Below are 23,122 nucleotides of genomic sequence, written 5' to 3'. Positions count from 1 at the left end.
GGCGCGTTTCGGTGCCGGCTTCTGACGATCAGCCCCCCGGTGTTCACCGGGGGGCCGACTCTTGCCGTGAGGACGGTGGCGGCGGGATCAGCCGGCGGTCGGGGTCTCCGTGGTGGCCGGGGACTGCGAGGACTCCGGGCCGCCCTGCTCGGCGCCGGGGGACGGCGACGTGCTCGCCTCGCCGCCCGGGGTCTGGCCGGGCGTCTGCCCGCCCGGAGTCTGCCCGCCCGGGGTCTGGCCGCCCGGGGTCTGGCCGCCCGGGGTCTGCGGCGCGGCGGGGAACACGGGCAGCGGGTAGCCGCCGAACTCGTCCTGCCGCGCCACCACGGGCACCTGGAACTCGACGGACCCGGCGCGCTCGAACCGCATCGTCAGCGGGACCGTGCTCCCCGCGTGCAGCTCCTTGCCGAGCTGGGGCAGCACGACCAGCGGCTGCTCCCCGCCGGTGCTCGGCGCGGCCGACGGAACGCCGCCCTGCGGGCCCGTCGTGTTCTCCGAGGTCGGGGTCTCGGACACGTTCGGCGTCGCGCCGTGGCCGGTCGGCTCGGGGGTGGCGGCGCCGGAAGGCGTGGCCTGGCCGGAAGGCGCGGCCTGGCCGGAAGGCGCGGTGCCCGGCTGCTGCTGCTTCTTCTTGCCGCCCTGCTGCTGCTGCGGGGTGGGCGTCGCCGCGGGCTTGCCGAGCAGCTTGGTGAAGCTGCCCGTCCCGTCCTGGGCGGCGGGCGGCAGCGTGAGCGCGCCGCCCGCGATCTTCGCCTCGCCGCCGAACGCCGGGGAGCCGACCGAGACCAGGCGGTCCTGCCGGCCCTTCACCTGGTTGATGATCACGCCGTAGAGGGCCAGGGACGTGCCCGCGGGGATCGGCCGTCCCGCCTCCGGACCCAGCAGGAACATGTGCCGAAGATCGATCTGCGCGGCCCCCGGCCTGTCCTTCGGCACCGACACGTTGACGCCCTCGGTGAGCTGCGTGGGGGCGGCGGTCTGGGGCTCCTCGCCGGCGCCGCAGCCGGAGACCACCGGCGCGATGGCGACGGCGCCCGCGACGGCGAGCACGACCATTCGACGGCTGTTTCGGATCACGGCGGCGGTCTCCTCGCGAAATATCAGATGAAGAGGTGGCTTCAGAAAATTGTGAGGGTGGCGTGAGATACGCCAGGGGAAGCGTAGCGAGGTCCTGCCGGTACCCCCTCCCCGGGGTGGCCGACACGCCTGAACAGGCCGCCGTCGCGGGCCCGGTCGGCGCCTCGGCCGGGGCGGTCCCGGCGGGGGCCGCTACCCGGTGGCGAGGCTCTTGATCTTCCCGGTGAGCTCGGGGCCGGGGCGGGGCGCGCGGACGACCTCGGTGACCACGCCGTCCGGCTGGACGAAGACGGCGGTGAGGCCGGTGCCCGTCGGGCCGGGCGTGCCGGGCGCGGGCGAGTAGGCGCCGGCGAGGACGCCGGCCCGGTCCTCCAGCACCTGCGGCGTCCCGCTGTGGGCGGTGCCCGCGCACGCCTTGAGGTCCTTCAGCGGCATCGGCCTCCTGGCGCCTGCGGGGCGCGGGTCGGCGACGAGCCAGAAGGTGAGGGTGTACTCCTGCGTCCGTCCGGCCAGCTCGGCCACCAGGCCCTCGCACCGGTACCCGGGCGGGACGACGGCGATCACGCCGGGGCGCACGTCCCGCAGCGGCTTGGAGGCGCGGCCCGCCGTCACGAGGTCGACCCGGCGGTCGGGCAGCAGCCCGCCGACCCTGCCGGGGCTCGCGGTGGGGCGCGGGGCCAGCTGGGCGCTCGTCGGCCGGGGCGCGGGACGGGGACCGAACGCCGTCATCAGGACGCCGCTCAGCAGCGCGACCAGCAGCGCCCCCGCGATGATCGGGACGGCGACCCCGAAGCGGGTCACGGGGCGGTACAGCCGCCGCGCGCGGGCCCTGCGCCGTCTGCGGCGCCGCTCCCGGCGGTAGGCGGCGACGTCCCGCTCCAGCTCGCGGGCGTCGTCGGGCACGACGACGTCGACGCGGGGGAGCCCGTAGTCGTCGGGTTCCGGGTCGCCGCCGTCAGGCCTCACGCGGCACCTCCCTCGCCGATCGGTGTTCCCGCGGGACGCGCGTTCCCACGCCTTGTCCTATTAAGACCCTTCCGGGCGCTTCGTACCCACGCGGCCCAGGGCGCTCACATCCCAGTATGGAACCCGTCCGCACCGGCGGCGGGACGATGCTTGTAACCGGGGGCCGGTTACCGGTAAGGGCGCGCGGCCGGGATCGCGGTGTTCTCTCGGCTACACTGCGTGGGGGGAACTGGTCGGCGATGCACCAATAAAGGGGTTTGTCAATACCTCAATATGTGGCTTGACCTGCGCATTTGTCAGGAAGGCGGGTTCGGGCACGCTCGTTTCCGTGCTACCCTGGTCCTAGCGGAAGGGGTACTTGTCACATGACTTTCCAGGTCGGCGACACCGTCGTCTACCCCCACCATGGGGCTGCTCGGATCGAGGCCATCGAGACTCGCACCATCAAGGGTGAGGACAGGACCTACCTGGTCCTGAAGGTTGACAAGGGTGACCTGACGGTACGGGTCCCGGTCGAGAACGTCGAGGACGTGGGCGTCCGGGACGTCGTCGGCCAAGACGGGCTGGAGAAGGTGTTCGAGGTGCTTCGCGCACCCTACACCGAGGAGCCCACCAACTGGTCGCGCCGGTACAAGGCGAATCTTGAGAAGCTCGCCTCCGGCGATGTCAACAAGGTCGCGGAGGTCGTCCGCGACCTCTGGCGGCGCGACAAGGAGCGCGGTCTGTCCGCGGGTGAGAAGCGGATGCTCGCCAAGGCGCGCCAGATCCTCGTGAGCGAGCTCGCGCTCGCCGAGAAGACCAACGAGGACAAGGCAGAGGCGCTGCTCGACGAGGTCCTGGCCAGCTGAGCGGCCGGCCCCGTTGAACCCACGGCTCCCTCGGGTGGGCGTCGGCACCGACGTCCACCCGTTCGCGTCCGAGCCCCGCCCGCTCTGGGTCGCCGGGCTCGAATGGCCGGGTGAGGGCCACGGCCTCGCCGGGCACTCCGACGGCGACGTGGCCGCGCACGCGGCCTGCGACGCGCTCCTCTCCGCCTGCGGTCTCGGTGACCTCGGCGCCGTCTTCGGCACCTCCGACCCGCGCTGGTCCGGCGCCTCCGGCGTCGACCTGCTGCGCGAGGTCGCCCGCCGGGTCGACGAGGCCGGCTGGACGATCGGCAACGTCGCCGTCCAGGTCATCGGCAACCGGCCCAAGATCGGCAAGCGGCGCGCCGAGGCGGAGAAGACCCTCACCGAGGCCCTGTCCGGCGCCCCGGTGACCGTCTCCGCCACCACCACCGACGGCCTGGGCCTGACGGGACGCGGCGAGGGCCTCGCGGCCATCGCCAACGCTCTCGTCCTCCCGCCCGCGTAGCGGGGCGCCTACACGAGCGCCGGGTGGACGGTGCCCGTCACCTCTCCCAGGGTGATGCGCGAACCGGATGCTCCCGGCGCATGCGCGCGAATCGTCACGGTGTCGCCGTCCTCCAGGAACGTGCGCTCCGTGCCGTCGTCCAGCAGCAGGGGCTCCCGGCCGTTCCAGCTGAGCTCCAGCAGGCAGCCGCGCTCCTCGCGCTCGGGCCCCGAGACCGTCCCGGACGCGAACAGGTCGCCGGTGCGGAGCGGGGCGCCGTTGACCGTGGCGTGCGCGAGCTGCTGCTGCGGCGTCCAGTACATCGACGCGAACCTCGGCCGCGCCGCCACCCGGCCGTTGATCAGGACCTCCAGGTGCAGGTCCAGGCCCCACGGCTCGTCGCAGCGCAGGTAGGGCAGCGGCGCGGGGTCCTGGACGGGCGGCGTGACGCGCGCGGGCTCCAGCGCCGCGAGCGGCACCACCCACGACGAGACCGACGTCGCGAACGACTTGCCGAGGAACGGGCCGAGCGGCTGCGACTCCCACATCTGCAGGTCGCGCGCGCTCCAGTCGTTCACCAGCACGAACCCGAACACGTGGTCGCGGAACGCGGAGGCCGGGACGCCGCGCCCGGCGGGGGAGGGGACGCCCACCACGAAGCCGACCTCCGCCTCGAAGTCCAGGCGCCCCGACGGGCCGTAGGACGGCGCGGGGTCGTCCTTCGCCCGCCGCTGCCCGGACGGCCGGATGACCGGCGTCCCCGTCGGGTACACGGTCCCTGAGCGGCCGTGGTAGGCGACCGGCATGTGCTTCCAGTTCGGCGGCAGCGGCTCGCCCTGGGGCCGCAGGATCCGCCCCGCGTTCGTCGCGTGGTGCTCCGAGGAGTAGAAGTCGACGTAGTCGGCGACCTCGAAGGGCTTCTGCATCTCCACGTCCGCGACCGGGATCAGGTGCGGCTCGACCCGCTCGCGGTACGCCTCGTCGGTGAGCAGCTCCGTCACGCGCTGCCGGTTCGCCTGCCAGGCGGCGCGTCCCGCCACCATGAAGGCGTTCAGCGACCCGGAGGCGAAGTACCGCCGGTCCTCCACCAGCCTCGCGGCCGACATCTCGGCCAGGTCGAGGACGCGGTCGCCGATGGCCACGCCGACGCGCGGCAGTTCTCCCGGTCGTGAGAAGACCCCGTACGGCAGGTTCTCGATGCCGAAGCCGCCGCCCTCGCCGCCTTCGGCCCACGAAACGGTCGTCATGGAGCCATACCTTCCCCCGCCGCCTCCCTTTCACCCGGTGCGGGCAGATCAGTCCGGGCGGGGGAAAAGGGGGTTTTCCAGATCAGCGCGGCGCCCCGGAACGTCGCGCGGGCCCGCCCCTATTCGGCCGGTGGGACGGGGCCGCTGCGGAAGTTGCTGGACGGCGGCGGGTTCCAGTCGTCCCTGGCCGCACGGTCACCCTCGTCGGGGTCGCCCTCGTCGGGGTCGTCCGCGTCGGGGTCTCCGGCGTCGGGATCCTCGGCGCGGTCGGCGGGCGGGCCGTCGTGCTCGTCCTCGTCGGCGCCGTAGGGCGGGGGCACCACGATGTCGGGACGGGTGGTGGCGGCCGCCGGGGGCTTCTCGGCGACGCCGTCGCGGCCCCGGACGAGCTCGACGTCCGTCGGCAGCAGGTCCGGGACCGCGTCCAGCGGCGCGCGCGGCCGCGGGAGCGGGTCCAGCGGCGGCGCCGGCTCCGACGACAGGCTCTCCTCGTAGGCGAAGGGCTCGTACTCCCCGGCCACGGGCTCGGGCTTCTCGGCCACGGGCTCGGGCTCGTCGGCCGCGGGCCACTGCGGCTCGTCCCTGAACGGCAGGATCGGCTCGCGCTCCGGCTCAGGATCCGGCTCGGGCTCGGGCTCGGGCTCGGGCTCGGGCTCCGGCGGGGTGGACGCCTCCAGCGCGAGCGGCGGCGCCGCGGGTCCCAGCACCTTGACGTGGCCGCGCTGCGCCTCGACCGGCGCCTCGTCCCCGGTCGCGGGCCGCGCCACCCGGATCTGCTTGACCATCGTCAGCCACAGCCAGACGGCGATCACGAGCATGGCGTGCGGCGCCACGGCCACCCCCGTCCGCACCGCGTCGTCCGGCAGCGGGCCGAACCCGCGGACCGAGTGCTGGACGGAGACCGCGGCGCCCCCGGCGAGGAGCAGGACCAGCAGCGTCCAGCGCGGCAGCCGCGTCCACCAGCGGGCGTTGCGGGTGACGACGAGCGACAGGATCGTCACGGCGGTGAGGGTGTCGGCCATCGCCGGGTACAGGGGCGCCCAGCGGCGGCCCACCCCTCCTGCGACGGCGAGTTCGCGCAGCACGTCGTAGGTCAGCGCGAACGCGCCGCCCGCAAGCGCGGCGACGACGAGGCCGGCGACGGTGGTGAGCAGCAGCCGCTGCACGGGGGTGTAGGAGGGCCGGGTCGGATCAGTCGGCATGTCTCTCGTTCCGGAAGGGAGGGGTCCTGCGATCGAGATTAACCAGCCAGGACGCCGCCGATCCGCAACTTCTTAGTGATCACTGTGACGCTGCGCACTATAAGTGGGGAGACGTACCGTATTGGCGACGACAGGGCAGGGGAGGCACTGATGGCGTGCGGCAGGTTCGTGCGTGTCACGCGGGCCCGCGCGGCCGGGTAGCGCCGTCGTGGCGCTCTCGCGGGACCGGCTCGGCGAGCCGGTCCAGATCTTCGACGGGCGGGCCGCGGCCCGCCGCACCTGGGCATGGCTGGCGCTGCTCTGCCTGGCCGCGGCGGCCCTCGTCCCGGCGGCCGTCGTGTACCTGCACGACCGCGTGTGGTGGGTGGGCGTCCCCGCGCTGCTCCTGTCGATGGGGTACGCGGCCGCCGCCGGCTGGATCGCGGGACGGGACCGTCCCCGCGTCCGGGCCCGCGTCGCCGCCCTCCACACCGGCGGCCTGGCGGTCGACGGGCCGGGCGGCGGCGCCTACCCGTGGGACGGGCTCGTCTCGGTGACGGTCGCCGGCGTTCCCGGCGGGCCCGGCGGGCGCGTCCGGTGGTGCTTCACGGTCGTCGCGGACGACGGGACCGTGCTGCGGCTCGGCGACGACATCCCCGACGTCCGGACGCTCGGCGTGGCCGTCGCCCGGGAGGTGACCGCCCGGATCGTCCCGGGCCGCCTGGCGGCGGTGAAGGCGGGGGAGCCCGTCCGCATCGGCCCGTTCACCGTGGACCTGGACGGCGTCGGGAAGGACGGCGAGCGGCTGCCCTGGAGCGCCGTCGAGGACGTGGTGATCGGGAACGGGATGGTGACCGCGCGCGCCCGTCCGGGCCGGGCGGATCTGGCGGAGGTCGCCTCCCGGATGCCGGACGCGCTAGCGTTCTGCGTCCTGTGTTACCAGGTCAGGGACCTGATCGAAGATTTCTGAAGATTTTCTCGGCGGGGATGTCGAGAACCGGCCGGCCGCTCCGATCCTTCTCTGACGGACCCGGTGACGGGCCCGCCCGACAACGAGGAGACGACCGTGAAGTACATGCTGATGATCTACAACCGTCCCGGCTTCCTGGAGGAGCTGACCGAGCAGGAGCGGACCGCGCTGTTCGGCGAGGTCGCGGCGATCATGACCGAGCTGTCGGAGTCGGGCGAGCTGCTCGGCGGGGCGGCGCTGGCCGACCCGTCCCTGACCAAGACGGTGGCGGCCAGGGACGGGCGGCCCGCCGTGACGGACGGCCCGTTCCTGGAGGCCAAGGAGCACTTCGCCGGCTACGTCAGCGTGGACTGCGAGACCGAGGAGCGGGCCCTGGAGATCGCCGCCCGCTGGCCGGACGTCCAGTACGGCGGGTACATGGAGGTCCGGGCGCTCATGCAGGACTCCGGGACGGAGATGTGAGGACGCCCCCGGCCGTCGAGGACCTGCTGCGCGACCTCGCGCCGCAGGTGCTCGGCACGCTCGTGCGGCGGCACGGCGCCTTCGACGCGTGCGAGGACGCCGTGCAGGAGGCCCTGCTCGCCGCCGCCGTGCAGTGGCCGGGGGAGGGCGTCCCGGAGAACCCGCGCGGCTGGCTGCTGACCGTCGCGACCCGGCGGCTCACCGACCAGTGGCGCAGCGAGCGGGCCCGCCGCGACCGCGAGGCGGCCGCGGCCGCGGAGGAGCCCGCCGAGCCCGGCCCAGATGAATACCGTGCGGCCGACCGCGACGACACGCTGACGCTGCTGTTCCTGTGCTGCCATCCGGCGCTGTCGCCGTCCTCGCGGGTCGCGCTGACGCTGCGGGCGGTCGGCGGCCTGACGACGGCGCAGATCGCCCGCGCGTTCCTCGTCCCCGAGGCGACGATGGCGCAGCGGGTCAGCCGCGCCAAGCAGAAGATCAAGGCGGCGGGGGCGCGGTTCGCGGCTCCGCCGCCGGACGAGCGGGACGAGCGGCTCCGGGCCGTCCTGCACGTGCTGTACCTGATCTTCAATGAGGGGTACACCGCGTCCAGCGGACCCGACCTGCGCCGCGCGGACCTCACCGCCGAGGCGATCAGGCTCGCGCGGGCGGTGCGCGGGCTGCTGCCCGGCGACGGGGAGGCGGCCGGCCTGCTCGCGCTGATGCTGCTCACCGACGCCCGCCGCGCGGCCCGCACCGCCGACGGCGGGCTCCTGGTCCCGCTGACCGACCAGGACCGGACGCTCTGGGACGCCGAGGAGATCCGGGAGGGGACCGAGCTGATCACCGACGCGCTCACCTGGTCGGCGCCCGGCCCGTACCAGGTGCAGGCCGCGATCGCCGCCGTGCACGCCGAGGCCGCCCGGCCGCAGGACACCGACTGGCCGCAGATCCTCGCGCTGTACCGGGTGCTGGCGCACCTGGAGCCGAACCCGATGGTCACGCTCAACGAGGCCGTCGCGCTGGCCATGGTGGACGGGCCGTCCGCCGGCCTCGACCTGCTGGGCACGCTGGACGGCGACACCCGGATGGAGGGGCACCACCGGCTGGCGGCCGTCCGGGCCCACCTGCTGGAGACGGCCGGCGACGCGCCGGCCGCGCGGGAGGCGTACCGGGACGCCGCCCGCGGCACGACGAGCCTGCCCGAGCGGCGCTACCTCGAATCGCGCGCCGCCCGGCTCAACGAAGGAGACCCCGATGGGAGAGCTTGACGTTCCCGGCGCGACCCTCTACCACGAGGTGCGCGGTTCCGGGCCGGTCCTGCTGCTGATCTGCGGCGGGATCTACGACGCGGCGGGCTACGCCGGCCTCGCCGGGCTGCTCGCCGACCGGTACACGGTCGTGACGTACGACCGGCGCGGCAACTCGCGCAGCCCGATCGCCGGGCCGCCGGAGCGGCAGCGCGTCGAGACGCACGCGGACGACGCGTCCCGCCTGCTCGCCGAGGTCGCGGACGGCCCCGCCCACGTGTTCGGCAACAGCTCCGGCGCGCAGATCGGGCTGGAGTTGGCCGCGCGGCACCCCGAGCAGGTGCGCGTGCTGGTCGCCCACGAACCGCCGCTGCTGACCCTGCTGCCGGACGCCGGCCACTGGGAGGCCGTCATGGCGGACGTGGAACGCGCCTACCGCGACGGCGGCGTCGGCCCCGCGATGGGGACGTTCGGCGCCGCGCTGGGCATGGGCGGCGACGAGGACGCCCCGGCCGAGGAGGGCCCCGCCGGGGAGCAGGAGCCGCCGAGCCCGGAGATGCAGGAGATGTTCGCCCGCTTCGAGAAGAACACCGACTTCTTCGTCGGATACGAGGTGCCGGGTTTCGGGCGGTACACGCCCGATGTGGAGGCGCTGCGCGGGTCGCCCGTCCGGATCGTCCCGGCGGCGGGGAAGGAGTCCGCGGGCGAGCCGCCGCACCGGGCGGCGCTGGAACTGGCGGAGCGGCTCGGTACGCCCGCCGAGATCTACCCCGGCGACCACGGCGGCTTCGGCGCGCACGCCGCCGCGTTCGCCGCCCGGCTGCGGGAGACGTTCCGGGCGGAATGAACCCGCGACACGACCGTGTGGCACACCCCGGCCTGGGCGATGCGCCGCGTAGCCGGACGCCGATCCAATAACCTGAATCCGTGAGCCTGCGCCTTTACGACACCGGTACCCGTAGCGTCCGCGCGTTCGAGCCCCTGGAAGAGGGCCGCGTGGGGATGTACGTGTGCGGTGCGACCCCGCAGGCGGCCCCCCACATCGGGCACCTCCGCTCGGGCGTCATCTACGACGTCCTGCTGCGCTGGCTGCGCGCGTCCGGCTACGAGGTGACGTTCGCGCGCAACGTCACCGACGTCGACGACAAGATCATCGCCGTGTCCGCGGAGCGGGGCGTGCCGTGGTTCGCGGTGGCCGAGGGCAACCAGCGCACCTTCACCCAGGGCTACGACCTGCTCGGCTGCCTGCCCCCGACGATCGAGCCGCGCGCCACCGGGCACGTCCCGGAGATGATCGTCCTGATGCGCCGACTGATCGACAAGGGCCACGCCTACGCCGCGGGCTCCGACGTGTACTTCGACGTCAAGTCCTGGGCGGACGAGTACGGCGCGCTGTCGAACCAGCGGCTGGAGAACATGCGCTCCGCCGGCGACACCCCCAACGAGGACCTCAAGCGCGACCCGCGCGACTTCGCGCTCTGGAAGGGCGCGAAGCCGGGAGAGCCGTCCTGGGAGACGCCCTGGGGCGACGGGCGCCCCGGCTGGCACCTGGAGTGCTCGGCGATGGCGACCCGGTACCTGGGCCCGACGTTCGACATCCACGGCGGCGGCGTCGACCTGATCTTCCCGCACCACGAGAACGAGATCGCCCAGTCCCGCGCCGCGGGCGACGGCTTCGCGCGCTACTGGCTGCACAACGGCCTGCTCACCGTCGACGGCGAGAAGATGAGCAAGTCGGTCGGCAACGTCGTGCTGCTGCCCGACCTGCTGGGCAAGGCCCGTCCGGCCGAGGTGCGCTACTACCTCGCCTCGGCCCACTACCGGTCGCTGATGGACTACACCGACGCCGCCCTGGCCGAGGCCGTCTCCGCCTACCAGCGGATCGAGGGCTTCGTGACGCGGGCGTCGGAGCAGGTGGGGGCCGGTTCGCCGTCCTCCGTCCCGGCCGCGTTCGCCTCCGCGATGGACGACGACCTGGGCGTCCCGCAGGCGCTGGCGGTGCTGCACGAGACCGTCCGGGAGGGCAACAGCGCGCTGGCGTCCGGCGACCGCGACGCGGTGCGCGAGTACCTGGCGGCCGTCCGGGCGATGGCCGCCGCCCTCGGCCTGGACCCCCTCGACCCGCAGTGGCGGGCCTCGGGGGAGGACGACCTGCACCCCGTCGTCGACGCCCTGGTCAAGGTGGCGCTGGAGCAGCGGCAGGCGGCCCGCGCCCGCAAGGACTACGCGGCGGCCGACGCGATCCGCGACAGCCTGTCGGAGGTGGGCGTCCTCGTCGAGGACACCCCGCAGGGCCCCCGCTGGGAGTTGAAGCGCGGCTGACCGTGCGTGGCGCACCCCGCGCGGCGGATAAAATCGAACGTTCGCGGGGGTTCGTCGCCGTCCGCTGAGATCTTGAGCCGCCCGGCAGGGGCGAGCCCGCAATCGTCGCGAAGGGCGTGACCGACAATGGCCAAGCGCAAGGGCAAGGGACCCACCCCCAAGGCGGAGGACCGGCACTGGCACGGCAAGCGCCAGAAGGCCCGCGCCGTCAAGAGCTCCAAGCGCACCGGCACCCCGACGCTGGGACCGGGCGCCCGCGCCCAGGCCTCGTCGGAGAGCCGTCCGGCCGGACGTCCCGCGGGCGCGCGGCGCGCGACCGGCGAGGTCCCCGAGCTGGTCACCGGCCGCAACCCGGTCGTCGAGGCGCTGCGCGCGGGCGTCCCCGGCACGGCCCTGTACGTCACGTCCGGCACGGACGAGCGGGTGCGCGAGGCGATCCAGATCGCCGCCGACCGCCGCGTCCCGCTGCTGGAGACCGGCAAGAACGAGCTCGACCGGCTGACCGACGGGGCCGTCCACCAGGGCATCGCCCTCCAGGTCAAGCCCTACCGGTACGCGCACCCGGACGATCTGCTCAAGGGCACCGCCCCGCTGATCGTCGCGGTGGACGGCATCACCGACCCCCGCAACCTCGGCGCGATCGTCCGCTCCGCCTCCGCGTTCGGCGCGACCGGCGTGGTCGTCCCGGAGCGGCGCGCGGCGGGCGTCACGGCCGGCGCCTGGAAGTCGTCCGCCGGCACGCTCGCGAACATCCCGGTCGCGCAGGCCACGAACCTCTCCCGCCAGCTCAAGGCGTACCAGAAGGCCGGCTGCTTCGTCGCCGGGCTGGACGCCGCCGGCGGCGTGACCGTCGCCGACCTGGAGCTCGCGTCCGGGCCGTTCGTGCTGGTCGTGGGCTCGGAGGGCAAGGGCCTCGGACGGCTCGTCGCCGACACCTGCGACATGCTCGTCACGATCCCGATGCCGGGCAGGGCCGAGTCGCTCAACGCCGGGGTCGCCGCGGGCATCGCCCTGTACGAGATCAGCCGGCTCCGGGCCTGAGATCGGAAATAATCTCAACGTTCAGATAATTGACGTTGAGGTGAATCAGTCGACAGCCCTCCCGGCGCCCGCCCTGCGCACCCGCTACGCCTCCGACCTCGCCCTCGCCGCCTTCGCCCCCGCGAGCTGGGGCACCACCTACGTGGTCACGACCACCCTGCTGCCCGACGGCCGCCCCCTGCTCGCCGCCACGATGCGCGCCCTCCCCGCCGGGCTGGTGCTGCTCGCCGCCACCCGCCGGCTCCCGCGCGGCGACTGGTGGTGGAAGTCGATCGTCCTCGGCCTGCTGAACTTCGGCGCCTTCTTCCCGCTGATCTTCTTCGCCGCCTACCGCCTCCCCGGCGGCGTCGCCGCGACGATCGGCTCCGTCCAGCCCCTGGTCGTGGCGCTGCTGTCGATCGGCGTCCTGCGGATCCGCCCGGCCCGCGCCGTCCTGTACTCCGCCCTCGCCGGCACCGGCGGCGTCGCGCTGCTGACCCTGAGCTCCGACGCCCGGCTCGACCCCCTCGGCATCGGCGCCATGCTCACCGCGACGTCCCTCATGGCCACCGCGATCGTCCTGGCCAAGAAGTGGGGACGCCCCGAGTCGCCCCTGGTCATGACCGGCTGGCAGCTCACCGTCGGCGGCCTCGTCCTCCTGCCGCTCACGCTGGTGCTCGAAGGCGCCCCGTCCTCCCTGACCGGCGAGAACCTCCTGGGCTTCACCTACCTCGGCATCGTCGGCACCGCGATCGCCTACGCCCTGTGGTTCCGCGGCATCGACCGCCTGCCCCCGACGTCGGTCTCGCTGCTCGGCCTCACCAACCCGATGGTCGCCACCCTCGCGGGCCTGCTGATCCTCGGCCAGACCCTCACCCCGTGGCAGGTCGTCGGCTTCACCATCGCCCTCGGCGCCCTCGTCGCCGGCCAGACCCTCAACAGGAGACCGCAGCCCGCCGCCTCCTGAGGAACGCCCGCTCGGCCTCGTCCTCCGTACGGCTCAGGGCCTCGCCATAGGCCTCCGCCGCCTCCGCGCCCCGCCCGACCCGCCGCAGCAAATCAGCACGCACCGCGTGAAACACGTAGTACTGGCCCAGCTGGAGCCGCTCGACCAACTCCAGCGCGGCCCCGGCCCCCCGCACCTCACCGACCGCCACGGCCCGATTGAGCGCCACCACAGGACTCGGCGCCACGACCATCAACTGGTCGTACAACTGGAGAACCTGGTCCCACCGCGTGTCCTCGGCCTTCGCCGCATCCGCGTGCACCGCGTTGATCGCCGCCTGGATCTGGTACGGCCCGGGCCGCCCGACCTGAAGGCAACGCCGCACGAGCGCCAGCCCCTCCTCCACGAGCCCCCGATCCCAGAGCCCCCGGTCCTGCTCGGCGAGCAGCACCATCTCCCCGTCCCGCCGCCGGGCGCCCCTGCGGGCCTCGACGAGCAGCATCAACGCCAGCAGCCCCAGCACCTCGGGCTCGTCCGGCATCAGCTCCCGCAGCACCCGTCCCAACCGGACCGCCTCGGCCCCCACCTCCTCGCGCCTGCCGTACCCCTGGTTGAACACCAGATAGACCACCGCCAGCACACCGGAGAGCCGTCCGGGCAGATCGTCCTTCTCGGGCACCCGGTAGGGGATCCCGGCGTCCCGGATCTTCGCCTTCGTCCGCACCAGCCGCTGCGCCATCGTCTTCTCCGGCACCAGGAACGCCCGCGCGATCTCCGCCGTCGACAGCCCGCCCAGCAGCCGCAGCGTCAGCGCGACCCGCGCCTCCATCCGCAGCGCCGGATGGCAGCACGTGAAGATGAGCCGCAGCCGATCGTCCTCCACGGCGGACGCCTCCACGGGCTCCGCCGCGTTGAGCAGCACGGCCTGCGCGTGCTTCCCGGCCCGCGCGGCCTCCCGCCGCAACCGGTCGATCGCCTTGTTCCGCGCCGTCGTGATGATCCACCCCGCCGGAGCGGCCGGCGCCCCCTCCTCCGGCCACCGCCGCACCGCCTCGGCGAACGCCTCCTGCACCGCGTCCTCGGCGACGCCCACATCGCCGAACACCCGCACCAGCACGGCCACCGCGCGCCCGTGCTCCTCCCGGAAGACCCGCTCGATCACCCCTCGCCCTGGAACGGCCGCACCTCGATCGGCAGCCCGGTCACCTGCGTGAACCTCGCCGCCACTTTCAGCGCCGCGTCCAGGTCCGCCACCCTGACGATCGCGACGCCGCCGATGTGCTCCTTGCCCTCCGTCCACGGCCCGTCCGTCGCGATCACCTCGTCCGCCCGCATGGTCACCACGGTGCTCGCCTCCGGCTGCTCCAGCCCCCGCCCGAACACCCAGCACTCCTGCAGCTCCAGATCCCGCCGCACCTCGGCGAGCCGCGCCATGATCGGCTCCAGCACCTCCGGCGGCGGCACCTCCCCCACCGGCTGGATGATGTTGAGCACGTAGGACTTCATCTCTCCTCCTCCACGACCACCCTGCCCCAGTCCTTCCCCATGACGCCCGCCCGTGCGCACCCCGGCGCCCCTCACCGACGGGAAAACCTCCCCGGATCCCCCCGAGCCCCCAAGTCGACTACGATGCGGGACGAGCCCGCCGGCGTAGCTCAATTGGCAGAGCATCTGTCTTGTAAACAGAAGGTTAGGGGTTCAAGTCCCCTCGCCGGCTCCCAGCTCAAAGCCCCCTTCCCAGTGCTGGAAGGGGGCTTTTGCAGCACCGTGGGAGTCACTGTGGGAGCCACGGGAATCAGCCGCCGAACAGTGCGCCGCTCATGGCTTCGGCCGCCGCGCGCTTGTCGTCCACGATCAGGTGACCGTAGGTGTCCTTCGTGATGGCGATGCCCGCGTGCCCGAGGATCTCCGAGACCACATGCAGCGGCGTGCCTTGCGCGAGCATCAGCGAGGCCCCCGAGTGCCGCAGCTCATGCGGATGCCAGTGACCGAGGCTCGCTCGCTGTGCCAGTTTGGAGAACGTGTGGGAGAAGTTGTCGGGGTCGGTGGGGGTGCCCACCTCGGAGGGGAAGATCAGCCCGTGATCCTGCCAGGCTTCACCGAGCGCGAGCCGTGCCTTCGCCCGGTCGGCGTGCAGTGCGCGGAGCTTGCTCATGATCTCTGGTGTGAGCACGAGAGTCCGCCGTGACTTGGCCGTCTTCAACTCGCTGAGCACGATGCGCGTTTTGTGACCGCTGTTCTTGTCGCGATCCTTGATTCGCTTCACGGCGTGCGTGAGCCGCAGCGTCCCGGCCTCCCAGTCAGAGGAGCCCGAGCACCTCGCCCCGGCGAAGGCCGAACGCCAAGGCGATGGTGATTGCGCCTCCGTAGCGATGGCTTTCCATCGACCTCAGAAGGTCCTTGGCCTGGTCGAGCGTGAGCGTCCGGCCCTCTCGCTGGGCAGCACGGGGAGCTGCCGAAAGCGCGGCGACGTTGCGCGCCACGAGCCCCGCTCTGCCTGGGCGAGTGCGCGACGCAGGACGTTGCGCATGTTCTTGCGGGAGTTCGCGCCGTAGCCGGCCCCTCGCTTGGCGTTCCAGAGCCGATCGACCTCGGCCACCGTGAGCTTGTTGAGCTTCTTGCGGCCCAAGGCCGGCACCAGGTGCAGACGAACCATGTCCCCGTAGTCGTCTTCCGTGGACTCCGCCACGGTGCCCGGGAGGTTCACCGAGACCCAGCGCTCAAGAAACGCCTTCACCGTGATCCGGTCGTCCGGCACGGTGCCCGTATCGACTGCCTCGCGGACCTCCTTGAGCTTGCGAGCGACCTCCGCACGCGTCCGGCCCGAGACCTTCTTACGGGTGCGCCGTCCCTTGTCGTCGTAGCCCACTGAGACCGCGCCGCGCCAGCGGTCGCCGTCCCTGTAGATCGAATCCTCGCCGTTGCCCCGTCGCCTGGTCATGCTGCGTCCGCTTCCTCTTCGAGCTGGGCAACGAACTCCGCCAGCGCCCTTGCCGGGATCCGTCGAGAGCCACCGAGCCGGACCGACCGCAGCGCACCAGAGCGCATCAGGTCATAGACCTTGGTGCGTCCGATGCCGAGCTTCACGGCCGCCTGTTCCGGCTTCCAGAGGAGCGGTTCATCCGCTCCGTTCGCCGCAGTGCTCACGCTGCCTCCGCAGTTGCCGGAAGTTCGGGGGTGTCGTTCTGTGTCGCGGCGTCGAGCCGGCGGCGCCGTTGTATGCGTTCGTTGATCAGGCGCAGGAGCCGCGCTTCGGTCGGCTTGACGTCGGGATCGGCGGGACCGGCGCGTTCCCAGATGTGGACGGCGTTGGGATCGGTCGGGTTGAAGACCGGGACGCCGGCCTCAGCGAGCCGGGCCAGGACCCACGCTTTGCGGACGGCCTTGCGACCGGCCAGCGTCTTCCCCGACCACTTCCGCGAGACCAGGACGCGACGCCCGCCGTAGCCGAGGTGTTCGGGCCGGTGTGCCTTGCCCTTGCAGAACCCCGGGGCCATGCCTTCCCGCGGGCTCTTGGGCTGGATGCCGTAGCGCAGCCAGTTGGCGCAGGTGGGCGAGCACGGCTCGTACCGGAGTGCTTCGGCCATCCGGTCGACGTGCTCACGCTGCGCCGACGTCTCAGCCTGGTGGCATTCGGCCACACCCTTGACGAGGTACTTGGTGAGGTCGCCGATGAGCTTGCGGGATTGTGGGGAGTCGGCATGACGCCTTGTGCGTCGATCTGCCGTCCGAACTTCACCACGTGGAGCGGTTCGGCGTCTTGGCCCAGGCCGAGGGCGTCCAGCGCGTCATCCCAGGTCGGAAGGACTTCCCCGGTTGTGGGATCAAGGCGGCGGCGCAAGCGCCGCCGCAGGCCGCCCGCTCGGGCACGCCCTACGGGCGTGCGGCGTAGGCGCCGGTCCCTCCGGCCGTGCCGATCGGTCGGCCCAGCGGACGAAGAAACCAGCGCGGATCTTCCCCAACCCGCAGGGAACCGGATCGTCGTCGTGAGACGGGCGTAGGGCCGCCGGCCGACGCGATCGCAAGTTCGGTCTTCATTGTTGATCCGCCTTTGAAAGGCTGAGGTCCATGTACAGCTTTTTCCTGATCGAAGGCACTTGCTGGTCCGGCAGCACCGAGTTCGAGCACGTGGGGATACACAACAACCTGTCAACCGCGGCCTCGGGCGTGATCGGCCTCATTCGTTCGGGAGGCGGCTTCGACCTGCTCTCGCAGCAGACCCTTACTGTGCGGGTCTATCAACAGGGTGAAGCCGTCGCGGAACATGACCTGTTTCCCTTCTTGCACCTGAAGATCCCCGGCTTCGCCACGATGACCTTCGACGTGGACCACGAGGCCATCGGAGGCGAGCCGGAGCCTGGCAGCGACGATGACGGGATCGAAGATCCCGAGCTGTTGCAGGACTTGCGAGCCGAAGCCCTTGTGGAGCATGCAGACGAGGTCGTGGTGACGGTCGACTGGCACCAGATGCATCTTCCCCCCCTGCAGCGACCGCTGCTTCCCGAAGGAGCCGACGTCGCAATCGACGGACGTCATCTGCGTTACGGGATCAGCGAGACCCTGTCCTGAACCCAGCGAACTCGGCCCTCGCGCGGACGGTCGCCGTCGGCAATGATCACCCTTACCCCGAAAAGGATGCGGTCGTACGGTTGACCGAGCGCACCGCTGGGGGCTCCGCCGCCCCCAGACCGCCCAGGTCAGCGGGTCGCCAGGTCGGGCGGTGGGTTCATGATCGGCTTTGCAGGCCGGTGGTGGCTCCTGGGAGCCACGGTGGGATCCACACGGTCGGACGATCTTGGACCGCGGTGAACGGATGCAGACAGTCAGCAGGTCATCGGACCAGCATGCGGACTGATTTGGACGAGGTCAGTGATCGTTTGGGGACCTTGTAAACAGAAGGTTAGGGGTTCAAGTCCCCTCGCCGGCTCCCAGCTCAAAGCCCCCTTCCCAGTGCCGGAAGGGGGCTTTCGCTAACAGCCGACTACGTCGCGCCGTCGATCCTGTCGGCGAAGATCGTGGCCGCTTCGGCGAGCTGCTCGCTGACGACGTGCGCGTAGACCCGCAACGTGATCGCCGGATCAACGTGCCCGAGGCGAGCCGCGACGACGTGAACGGGAACGCCCGCCAGGAGCAAGGTCGTCGTGTGGAGACCTCCCGGCCCACCGAGATGCCGGAAGGCGGCGCTCGCGTCGGTGGGGCGCACTAGGTTGCGGTGGCATGTCCGACAAGATCAATACAGAGATCGCCGCCGTGCTGGACGTCGTCGCCACGACCATCGCCGAGGCGGCGCCTGAAGGATGGACGACGGCGCGACTGCGCGGAAGCGTCGACCGCAACGACAACGTGAGCACTGTGCCGGCCTATGACGGCACGGCAGCGTCGAACACCCCGGACGTGTCCGCGAGCTTGGCGCAGGTGTATCGGCTGATGGGAATGTATCCGGGCACAATGCTCCTCACGCTGGAGTGCTCAGCGGACGGGGCCTACCGCGCGCAGATCGGGGACGCCGAGGAGAGACCGACCATCCACCGGAGTCACGATGTCGGCCAGTACCGTGATCGCGGGGACGAGCAGGACGGCCCTGCCGACCCGGCACCCGCGGGCGACCCGGACGAGGCCGTCCGCCTCTTCCACGCATACCTGCAGCGCCGCGCCGAAGTCATCGGCGAGGCCGAAGACCTCCCCGAAGCAGCCACCGAGGAGGAGATCGAGGGCACGGTCTCCTGGCTGGAGGAGAACACCGGTTACACGTTGCCGCCCGACCTGCGGGCCCTGTACGGCATCTGCAACGGGGACGGCGGCTTCGGCCTCTTCGACGGGTACGACTGGGCCGACATCGAGCACTGCGCCGACCTGGCCGACGGCGATGGCGGGATCGCGGACTGGACGGAGATCGCACGCGACTGGATCTACGAACCCCACAAGACGCTGATCCGCGACTCGGACCCGGCCGGAGCCGTCAAACGGTCGATCATGCGCCCCGGCTGGATCCCCTTCGCCGATGACACCGGCGGCAACTTCCTCGCCGTCGACATGGACCCCGGACCCACCGGACGCCCCGGACAGGTCATCGCCATCGGCACGGACCACTCGTCCGGCGCCGTCTACCTCGCCGACTCAGTCACCGGTCTCCTGCGCCGACTCGTCGAAGCACTCGACGACGCCGACTGCGAGGACGGGCATCTCGTATACGAGACCGGCCTCCCCGACCACATGGACGCCGAACGCGCCGCGCGCGGATACGCGAGCGACGCGGATCCGTGCACGCCCCAGCCGCTGGTCCAGATTTTCCGGGCATCCGTCGTCGACGGCCTCGCCTTCGTCCGATCGGCGCCCAACCTCCACGCGCTCCGCCTGGAGACCGAGACCGAACCCGACCTCGCGCCTCTGACCAACCTGCCGCTGGAAACGCTCGAGCTCGACGGGCCGTCCTTCGACCTGGAGGCGCTGAGAGGACACCCGGAGCTCCGCGCCCTCATCCTCAACACCTCGAACCTCGTCGACCTCGCCCCGCTCGAAGCGCTCCCCCGGCTCTGGGCGCTGGACATCGCGGACGCCGACGTCGAGAACGTCGAGACGATCGCCGGCCTCGGCAACCTCCAGTTCCTGGCCGTCCGCGCCGACCAGTGGCCCCGGATGGAGCACCTCGCCCCGGACGTCGTGGCGATCAAGCCCACGGCGGCCCGGGGTTCGGCAGTGCGCTGGAAGACCACCAGCGCCCGCCCGCCCCGAACCCACTCGGGACGGATCGATATCGAAGGCCCAGGCGCCTAAAAGCTTGTTGAGCTTCTTGCGGCTCCTCTACGTCTCAAGGGCGTTCGCGAGCGGGCACCGGGTGGCCCGCGCCGAGCGAAGGGGCATGGGTAGAGCTGGCTGCGGCCTTCTCGGGAGGGTTGTCCCGCAAGCTGGCTTCTGCAGCCCTGAAGGACTTGGCGGGTGTGGCATTCCCGTTGTGAGAACCGCATTCACCTTGGCGCCTGTGACGGGTGGGAAGGGGGCGGACCCGGGTGGGCTCGGTACACCCTGGAACTGTTGATCGGTGTGGGCTAGCTTCGCTTGTCGTTTCCGGTTGACGGAAGGTTCCAGACACGCAGGGTGCCGTCCCGGCCGCAGGTGATGGCGACGGGGCGGGTGTTGAGCTCGGCGAACCGGACGGCGAACACTTCGCTGGGGGCGTCTGGATACGGCGACGATCCGTGCGCGGTGTTCGGCTCTGCCAGCAGGCGGCGGTCCGCCATGTCCCAGATGCAGAACGTGCCGTCACCACCGCCGGTCGCCGCGACCGCGCGACCGTTCACGACGGTGGCGTCGAGGCATTCGATGTCCCCGCCGGGCACGATGATCGGCTCGGCCCACTCGGGTGCGTCGGGGGCGCTGAGGTCGCATGCCGAAAGGACTCGTTCCCCGGCCGCTATCAAGAGCACCCGGTCTTTCACGGTGGCCAGTGCAAAATGGCCGACGGCGGCGTCGTCGATGCCATCGGGCTCGTCGAGTTCGGTGACCGGGCATTCCTCTTCGATGTCCCACACGATGATGCCGCCTTGCACGCCGAGGGAGGCGATGACCGGTCGGCTCCCCAGCGTTCCGGTAGCGATGCTGCCACCGCATTCGAGCTCGTCGGTCTCGGTCCAGAAGGAGTCGCGTTCGTCTTCCCGGGGCTCTTCCCCGTCGAGAACGCCGGTATCGGCGCCGTCATGCTTGGCCGGGCTCTGCACCGCTATGGCCGGACCGGTATAGCCGATCACAAAGAGGGTCCGTCCACCGAGTGTCACCGCGCGAGCCGAACTCACGCCCCCACCGTCGGCACCCTCCAGCACCGTGCCGGTCTCCAGGTCCCACTGCGCGAAGTCCTGGTGGTCCCCGCCGCCGCCGACCACGATTCGCCCGTCGACGACCGCCGCGCAGATTTCGGTGAGTTCGACGGCGGGGAACGCGTCTGACGGGATGTCGAGCCGGTGCGCGGTCCACTGGTCGGTCGTCGGATCCCAGCAGAAGACGCGACTGTCGAAGTCGGTGCAAACAATGAGCAGTCGCCCATCGCGGTCGATGAGGTCGAAATCGAGGACAGGGCTGCCGGAGGGCACCCGGCTTGAAGTGACGACGGTGAGTTCAGGCATGGGCGGATCCTAGGTACCGGAGCCGGTAACGATCAGAAGAACTCCCGATCGCGATCGTCGGGTCACCGGCCCGTCCGGTTCAATCCAGCTCCCATGAGGGTCTCCTTGCGAGCCGCTGCGTTCCGGCTTTCGGTCGAGGGGGCGGCGGCGCTTGCTGAACGGTGGCGGTCGTCAGGGGGGTGAGCCTGAAGGTGGCCTTCCCGTCGGGGCCGGGGCGAAGGTCGTTCGCCCAGTGGGCGCTCCAACCTCGTTCCTCGAACTGGCCCGCTGACCCTGCGAGGTGGAATGACGGCAGACGGGATGGTCAGGCAGGAGGTTGTTGCGGGAACCCTGCATCGGCGTGCCCACGTCCTGCCCGTCTGGGGTCTCGTACACCTGCCGCACCTTGACGGCGGCGACGTCGGGGCGGATGAACAGGACGTGTTCCACCTCGAACGTGACCGTCGAGTCCCTCATCGCGCCAGGGAGCACCTGGTGCGTGAACGTGGAGATCGCTTCACGGCCGAAGAGCCGCTTGCCGCCGCCCGTCGTCCAGATGGCGTCGGGTCGGAACAGACCGACGAACTCGTCGGGTAGTTCGTTGTTCTGGGAGTGCTCGACCGTGGCGACCACGTGCTTCATTGCTTCGATGTCGGCCTCGCGCGCCGGCGCGGCGACGTTCCCTGTACTCATGGAGATCACCTTGCAGTCTCAAGCGAACTTGAGGTCAAGCCCCAGAGCCAAGCCCCGGTCATGGAGGACGGGGCCGCCCGTTCGCAGGTCAGGAGCCGTGATCAGCCCTGATCCGATCAGCCCTCACCGACAGGTCGCCACGGCGGAGCAGGCCGGCCGCCTTGGCCTTGATCGAGTTTGGCGGTCACGTCGGAGTTGGGCAGGTCGTCGTCGAGGGCTTCTGCTGTGCGGGCCGCCGGGGGTGCCCGGGGCGCCGGGGGTTGCGGACCTTGCGGTTCGATTCCGGCGCCCGGGGCGAGAGTGGTCAGGCGAGTGGCCGATCGCGTCGAAGCCCGGGCCGAAGGGCCAGGGCACGTTGATCGGCATGTTCGGGTCCGTCTCGCAGTAGACGTCGTTGGCGACGGCGTCGCCGAGGCGGACCTCCTTCGGGTAGCAGGGGTAGGTGACGGTCGGGTGGCCGTGGCCGAACGTCTGGAGCGGGCGGTCGGAGTCGGTGCGGATCCCCAGCTTCTTGGACGTTTCTCCGGACATGCCCGCGACGATCTCGCCGGTTCCGCCGAGGTTCACGCCCATCACAGCTGTTCCGGTCCCGGCGCTGCCGGTGAGGCTGCCCCGGCTGTGGAGCATCTGCTCACGGGCCAGCCACAGCGGTAGTGGTTGGGCGCCCGCCCGCTTGGCGTTGGCCCGCACCTTTTTGGTCGCCTCGGACGTCGGGCGGCGCAGGATCAGCGCCCCGCCCGCGTAGTCGAAGGTGGTCAGCAGGTGGTAGAAGAGCCACGTGCCGATGAGGCCGTCGTTGGTCTTGGGGGGCGCGTCATCGGCCGATTCGGCCTCCGACCAGTTCACCGGGATGTTGCGCACCTCGATGTCGCCCAGCTTGAAGGATTCCAGCACCCCGTAGTGCGACCACATGATGCGGCCTTCGAAGTCGCTTTTCACCGAGTGGACGGAGCGCAGTCCGGCCTCCTTGGCCACTGCCGCGTTCATGCCCAGCCACCCGGCGCCGGTGTAGAAACTGAAGGGCTTCGTCGGCCCGCCGTTGACCGAGGCGTTGACCTGCGGCTCCGGGTCCGTCTGCTCGAATGGCACCCGCGCCGTGTCACCGTGGATCTCGTATGCGTCGCCGCCGACCGCCGCGAACCATTTGGCGTAGGCGTCCTCGCCGGCCGCCTCCCAGCGTGGTACGGAGAGGGAGTACTTGTCCTGCCGGATGTAGCAGTCGCCCAGGAGCGCGTTGGTCTCCTTGTCGTCGGGGGCCAGCTTGAGGGCCATGGTGAGGAACTTCTCGGCTTCGGGGAACTTGTTGCTCAGTAGCCCGACATAGCCGCGCTGGCGAGCCGCGTGCAGGTTCCCGGGGTCCGTCTTCAGGATCTCCTCATACGCGCGGCCGGCCTGCTCGAACTGCCCGGCCTTGAACAGGGCGTCCGCGTCGCCGCCGTCGGCGAACGCCTTGGTCGCTTCGCCCAGCAGCGGCGCCGCCGCGGCGGCGCCGGCCACCACGGCCGCGCCTCGCAACAGCGAACGCCGATCCCAGTTTCCGTCCGTGGCCATGGCCTTTCCCTCTTTCGTGGTCACCTTCCG

General features: G+C 71.6%; 25 protein-coding genes and 1 tRNA gene. 12 read left to right on the top strand and 14 right to left on the bottom strand.

Annotation, left to right across the window (positions count from 1 at the left end; genetic code table 11):
* Positions 1 to 87: 87 nt before the first annotated feature.
* Both ACQEU6_RS23385 and ACQEU6_RS23380 read right to left on the bottom strand, forming a co-directional pair.
* Positions 88 to 1,077, bottom strand: a complete 990-nt coding sequence (locus ACQEU6_RS23385; RefSeq protein ID WP_499334947.1) for a hypothetical protein — start codon at positions 1,075 to 1,077, stop codon at positions 88 to 90.
* A gap of 192 nt (positions 1,078 to 1,269) precedes the next feature.
* On the bottom strand, positions 1,270 to 2,043 hold the full coding sequence (locus tag ACQEU6_RS23380; RefSeq protein ID WP_499334945.1) for a hypothetical protein: 774 nt from the start codon (positions 2,041 to 2,043) through the stop codon (positions 1,270 to 1,272).
* Positions 2,044 to 2,408: 365 nt separating this feature from the next.
* Here ACQEU6_RS23380 and ACQEU6_RS23375 point away from each other — a divergent pair, with 365 nt between their 5' ends.
* Positions 2,409 to 2,891, top strand: a complete 483-nt coding sequence (locus ACQEU6_RS23375; RefSeq protein ID WP_021599843.1) for a CarD family transcriptional regulator — start codon at positions 2,409 to 2,411, stop codon at positions 2,889 to 2,891.
* 34 nt (positions 2,892 to 2,925) lie between these two features.
* Positions 2,926 to 3,396, top strand: coding sequence for a 2-C-methyl-D-erythritol 2,4-cyclodiphosphate synthase (ispF, locus tag ACQEU6_RS23370; RefSeq protein WP_499334942.1), 471 nt, complete (start codon positions 2,926 to 2,928; stop codon positions 3,394 to 3,396).
* Between the two features lie 8 nt (positions 3,397 to 3,404).
* Here the strand turns inward: ispF and fahA are convergent, their stop codons facing one another.
* On the bottom strand, positions 3,405 to 4,622 hold the full coding sequence (fahA, locus tag ACQEU6_RS23365; protein WP_499334940.1) for a fumarylacetoacetase: 1,218 nt from the start codon (positions 4,620 to 4,622) through the stop codon (positions 3,405 to 3,407).
* Positions 4,623 to 4,741: 119 nt separating this feature from the next.
* Positions 4,742 to 5,824 (bottom strand): DUF2637 domain-containing protein, encoded by a 1,083-nt coding sequence (locus tag ACQEU6_RS23360; RefSeq protein WP_499334938.1) that lies wholly within the window; start codon positions 5,822 to 5,824, stop codon positions 4,742 to 4,744.
* Positions 5,825 to 5,996: 172 nt separating this feature from the next.
* Here ACQEU6_RS23360 and ACQEU6_RS23355 point away from each other — a divergent pair, with 172 nt between their 5' ends.
* The 7 genes from ACQEU6_RS23355 to ACQEU6_RS23325 all read left to right on the top strand — a co-directional run bounded on the left by ACQEU6_RS23355 (position 5,997) and on the right by ACQEU6_RS23325 (position 12,773).
* Positions 5,997 to 6,773: a DUF6585 family protein gene (locus ACQEU6_RS23355; protein ID WP_499334936.1), complete on the top strand. Its 777-nt coding sequence runs from the start codon at positions 5,997 to 5,999 to the stop codon at positions 6,771 to 6,773.
* Positions 6,774 to 6,878: 105 nt separating this feature from the next.
* Entirely contained in the window at positions 6,879 to 7,235 is a 357-nt protein-coding gene (locus tag ACQEU6_RS23350) for a YciI family protein (protein ID WP_499340326.1), read from the top strand.
* Entirely contained in the window at positions 7,232 to 8,485 is a 1,254-nt protein-coding gene (locus tag ACQEU6_RS23345) for an RNA polymerase sigma factor (RefSeq protein ID WP_499334934.1), read from the top strand. The genes ACQEU6_RS23350 and ACQEU6_RS23345 overlap by 4 nt, the downstream gene beginning before the upstream one ends.
* Positions 8,472 to 9,311 (top strand): alpha/beta fold hydrolase, encoded by an 840-nt coding sequence (locus ACQEU6_RS23340; RefSeq protein WP_499334932.1) that lies wholly within the window; start codon positions 8,472 to 8,474, stop codon positions 9,309 to 9,311. The genes ACQEU6_RS23345 and ACQEU6_RS23340 overlap by 14 nt, the downstream gene beginning before the upstream one ends.
* Positions 9,312 to 9,391: 80 nt before the next feature.
* Positions 9,392 to 10,786 carry a cysteine--tRNA ligase gene (gene cysS, locus ACQEU6_RS23335; RefSeq protein ID WP_499334930.1) on the top strand — a complete coding sequence of 465 codons (1,395 nt, stop codon included), beginning with the start codon at positions 9,392 to 9,394 and terminating at the stop codon, positions 10,784 to 10,786.
* 126 nt (positions 10,787 to 10,912) lie between these two features.
* On the top strand, positions 10,913 to 11,827 hold the full coding sequence (gene rlmB / locus ACQEU6_RS23330) for a 23S rRNA (guanosine(2251)-2'-O)-methyltransferase RlmB (protein ID WP_499334929.1): 915 nt from the start codon (positions 10,913 to 10,915) through the stop codon (positions 11,825 to 11,827).
* 40 nt (positions 11,828 to 11,867) lie between these two features.
* The gene (locus ACQEU6_RS23325; protein ID WP_499334928.1) at positions 11,868 to 12,773 is read left to right on the top strand and encodes an EamA family transporter; all 906 of its coding nucleotides are present in this window, start codon (positions 11,868 to 11,870) and stop codon (positions 12,771 to 12,773) included.
* Here ACQEU6_RS23325 and ACQEU6_RS23320 read toward each other — a convergent pair.
* Positions 12,742 to 13,914 (bottom strand): RNA polymerase sigma factor, encoded by a 1,173-nt coding sequence (locus ACQEU6_RS23320; protein WP_499334926.1) that lies wholly within the window; start codon positions 13,912 to 13,914, stop codon positions 12,742 to 12,744. The two genes, ACQEU6_RS23325 and ACQEU6_RS23320, sit on opposite strands and share 32 nt — an antisense overlap.
* Positions 13,911 to 14,258, bottom strand: a complete 348-nt coding sequence (locus tag ACQEU6_RS23315) for a YciI family protein (RefSeq protein WP_499334924.1) — start codon at positions 14,256 to 14,258, stop codon at positions 13,911 to 13,913. Before ACQEU6_RS23315 ends, ACQEU6_RS23320 begins: the two co-directional genes overlap by 4 nt.
* Positions 14,259 to 14,396: 138 nt before the next feature.
* On the opposite strand from ACQEU6_RS23315, the gene ACQEU6_RS23310 reads away from it, so the two are divergent.
* Positions 14,397 to 14,469 (top strand) — tRNA-Thr (locus ACQEU6_RS23310).
* Positions 14,470 to 14,547: 78 nt separating this feature from the next.
* Here the strand turns inward: ACQEU6_RS23310 and ACQEU6_RS23305 are convergent.
* The 4 genes from ACQEU6_RS23305 to ACQEU6_RS23290 all read right to left on the bottom strand — a co-directional run bounded on the left by ACQEU6_RS23305 (position 14,548) and on the right by ACQEU6_RS23290 (position 16,426).
* Entirely contained in the window at positions 14,548 to 15,018 is a 471-nt protein-coding gene (locus tag ACQEU6_RS23305) for a site-specific integrase (protein ID WP_499334922.1), read from the bottom strand.
* Between the two features lie 123 nt (positions 15,019 to 15,141).
* Complete coding sequence (locus ACQEU6_RS23300) at positions 15,142 to 15,693, bottom strand: tyrosine-type recombinase/integrase (protein WP_499334921.1); 552 nt, start codon at positions 15,691 to 15,693, stop codon at positions 15,142 to 15,144.
* Positions 15,690 to 15,899, bottom strand: a complete 210-nt coding sequence (locus ACQEU6_RS23295; protein ID WP_499334919.1) for a helix-turn-helix domain-containing protein — start codon at positions 15,897 to 15,899, stop codon at positions 15,690 to 15,692. Before ACQEU6_RS23295 ends, ACQEU6_RS23300 begins: the two co-directional genes overlap by 4 nt.
* Positions 15,896 to 16,426 (bottom strand): replication initiator, encoded by a 531-nt coding sequence (locus ACQEU6_RS23290; RefSeq protein WP_499340324.1) that lies wholly within the window; start codon positions 16,424 to 16,426, stop codon positions 15,896 to 15,898. Before ACQEU6_RS23290 ends, ACQEU6_RS23295 begins: the two co-directional genes overlap by 4 nt.
* 394 nt (positions 16,427 to 16,820) lie before the next feature.
* Here ACQEU6_RS23290 and ACQEU6_RS23285 point away from each other — a divergent pair, with 394 nt between their 5' ends.
* Positions 16,821 to 17,321 (top strand): hypothetical protein, encoded by a 501-nt coding sequence (locus ACQEU6_RS23285; protein WP_499334918.1) that lies wholly within the window; start codon positions 16,821 to 16,823, stop codon positions 17,319 to 17,321.
* Positions 17,322 to 17,733: 412 nt separating this feature from the next.
* Here ACQEU6_RS23285 and ACQEU6_RS23280 read toward each other — a convergent pair whose 3' ends face one another.
* A complete protein-coding gene (locus ACQEU6_RS23280) occupies positions 17,734 to 17,955 on the bottom strand; it encodes a hypothetical protein (RefSeq protein ID WP_499334916.1) in 222 nt (73 codons plus the stop codon).
* A 14-nt stretch (positions 17,956 to 17,969) separates the two neighbouring features.
* On the opposite strand from ACQEU6_RS23280, the gene ACQEU6_RS23275 reads away from it, so the two are divergent.
* On the top strand, positions 17,970 to 19,526 hold the full coding sequence (locus tag ACQEU6_RS23275; protein WP_499334915.1) for an SMI1/KNR4 family protein: 1,557 nt from the start codon (positions 17,970 to 17,972) through the stop codon (positions 19,524 to 19,526).
* Between the two features lie 272 nt (positions 19,527 to 19,798).
* Here ACQEU6_RS23275 and ACQEU6_RS23270 read toward each other — a convergent pair whose 3' ends face one another.
* The 3 genes from ACQEU6_RS23270 to ACQEU6_RS23260 all read right to left on the bottom strand — a co-directional run bounded on the left by ACQEU6_RS23270 (position 19,799) and on the right by ACQEU6_RS23260 (position 23,092).
* Complete coding sequence (locus ACQEU6_RS23270) at positions 19,799 to 20,869, bottom strand: Kelch repeat-containing protein (RefSeq protein WP_499334913.1); 1,071 nt, start codon at positions 20,867 to 20,869, stop codon at positions 19,799 to 19,801.
* A gap of 171 nt (positions 20,870 to 21,040) precedes the next feature.
* Positions 21,041 to 21,541 carry an SgcJ/EcaC family oxidoreductase gene (locus ACQEU6_RS23265; RefSeq protein WP_499334911.1) on the bottom strand — a complete coding sequence of 167 codons (501 nt, stop codon included), beginning with the start codon at positions 21,539 to 21,541 and terminating at the stop codon, positions 21,041 to 21,043.
* Between the two features lie 123 nt (positions 21,542 to 21,664).
* Complete coding sequence (locus ACQEU6_RS23260) at positions 21,665 to 23,092, bottom strand: hypothetical protein (RefSeq protein ID WP_499334910.1); 1,428 nt, start codon at positions 23,090 to 23,092, stop codon at positions 21,665 to 21,667.
* Positions 23,093 to 23,122: the final 30 nt, after the last annotated feature.

The sequence above is a fragment of the Spirillospora sp. CA-108201 genome, assembly GCF_050936235.1.
GTDB lineage: Bacteria > Actinomycetota > Actinomycetes > Streptosporangiales > Streptosporangiaceae > Spirillospora.
This window is presented reverse-complemented; position numbering and strand designations above follow the sequence as displayed.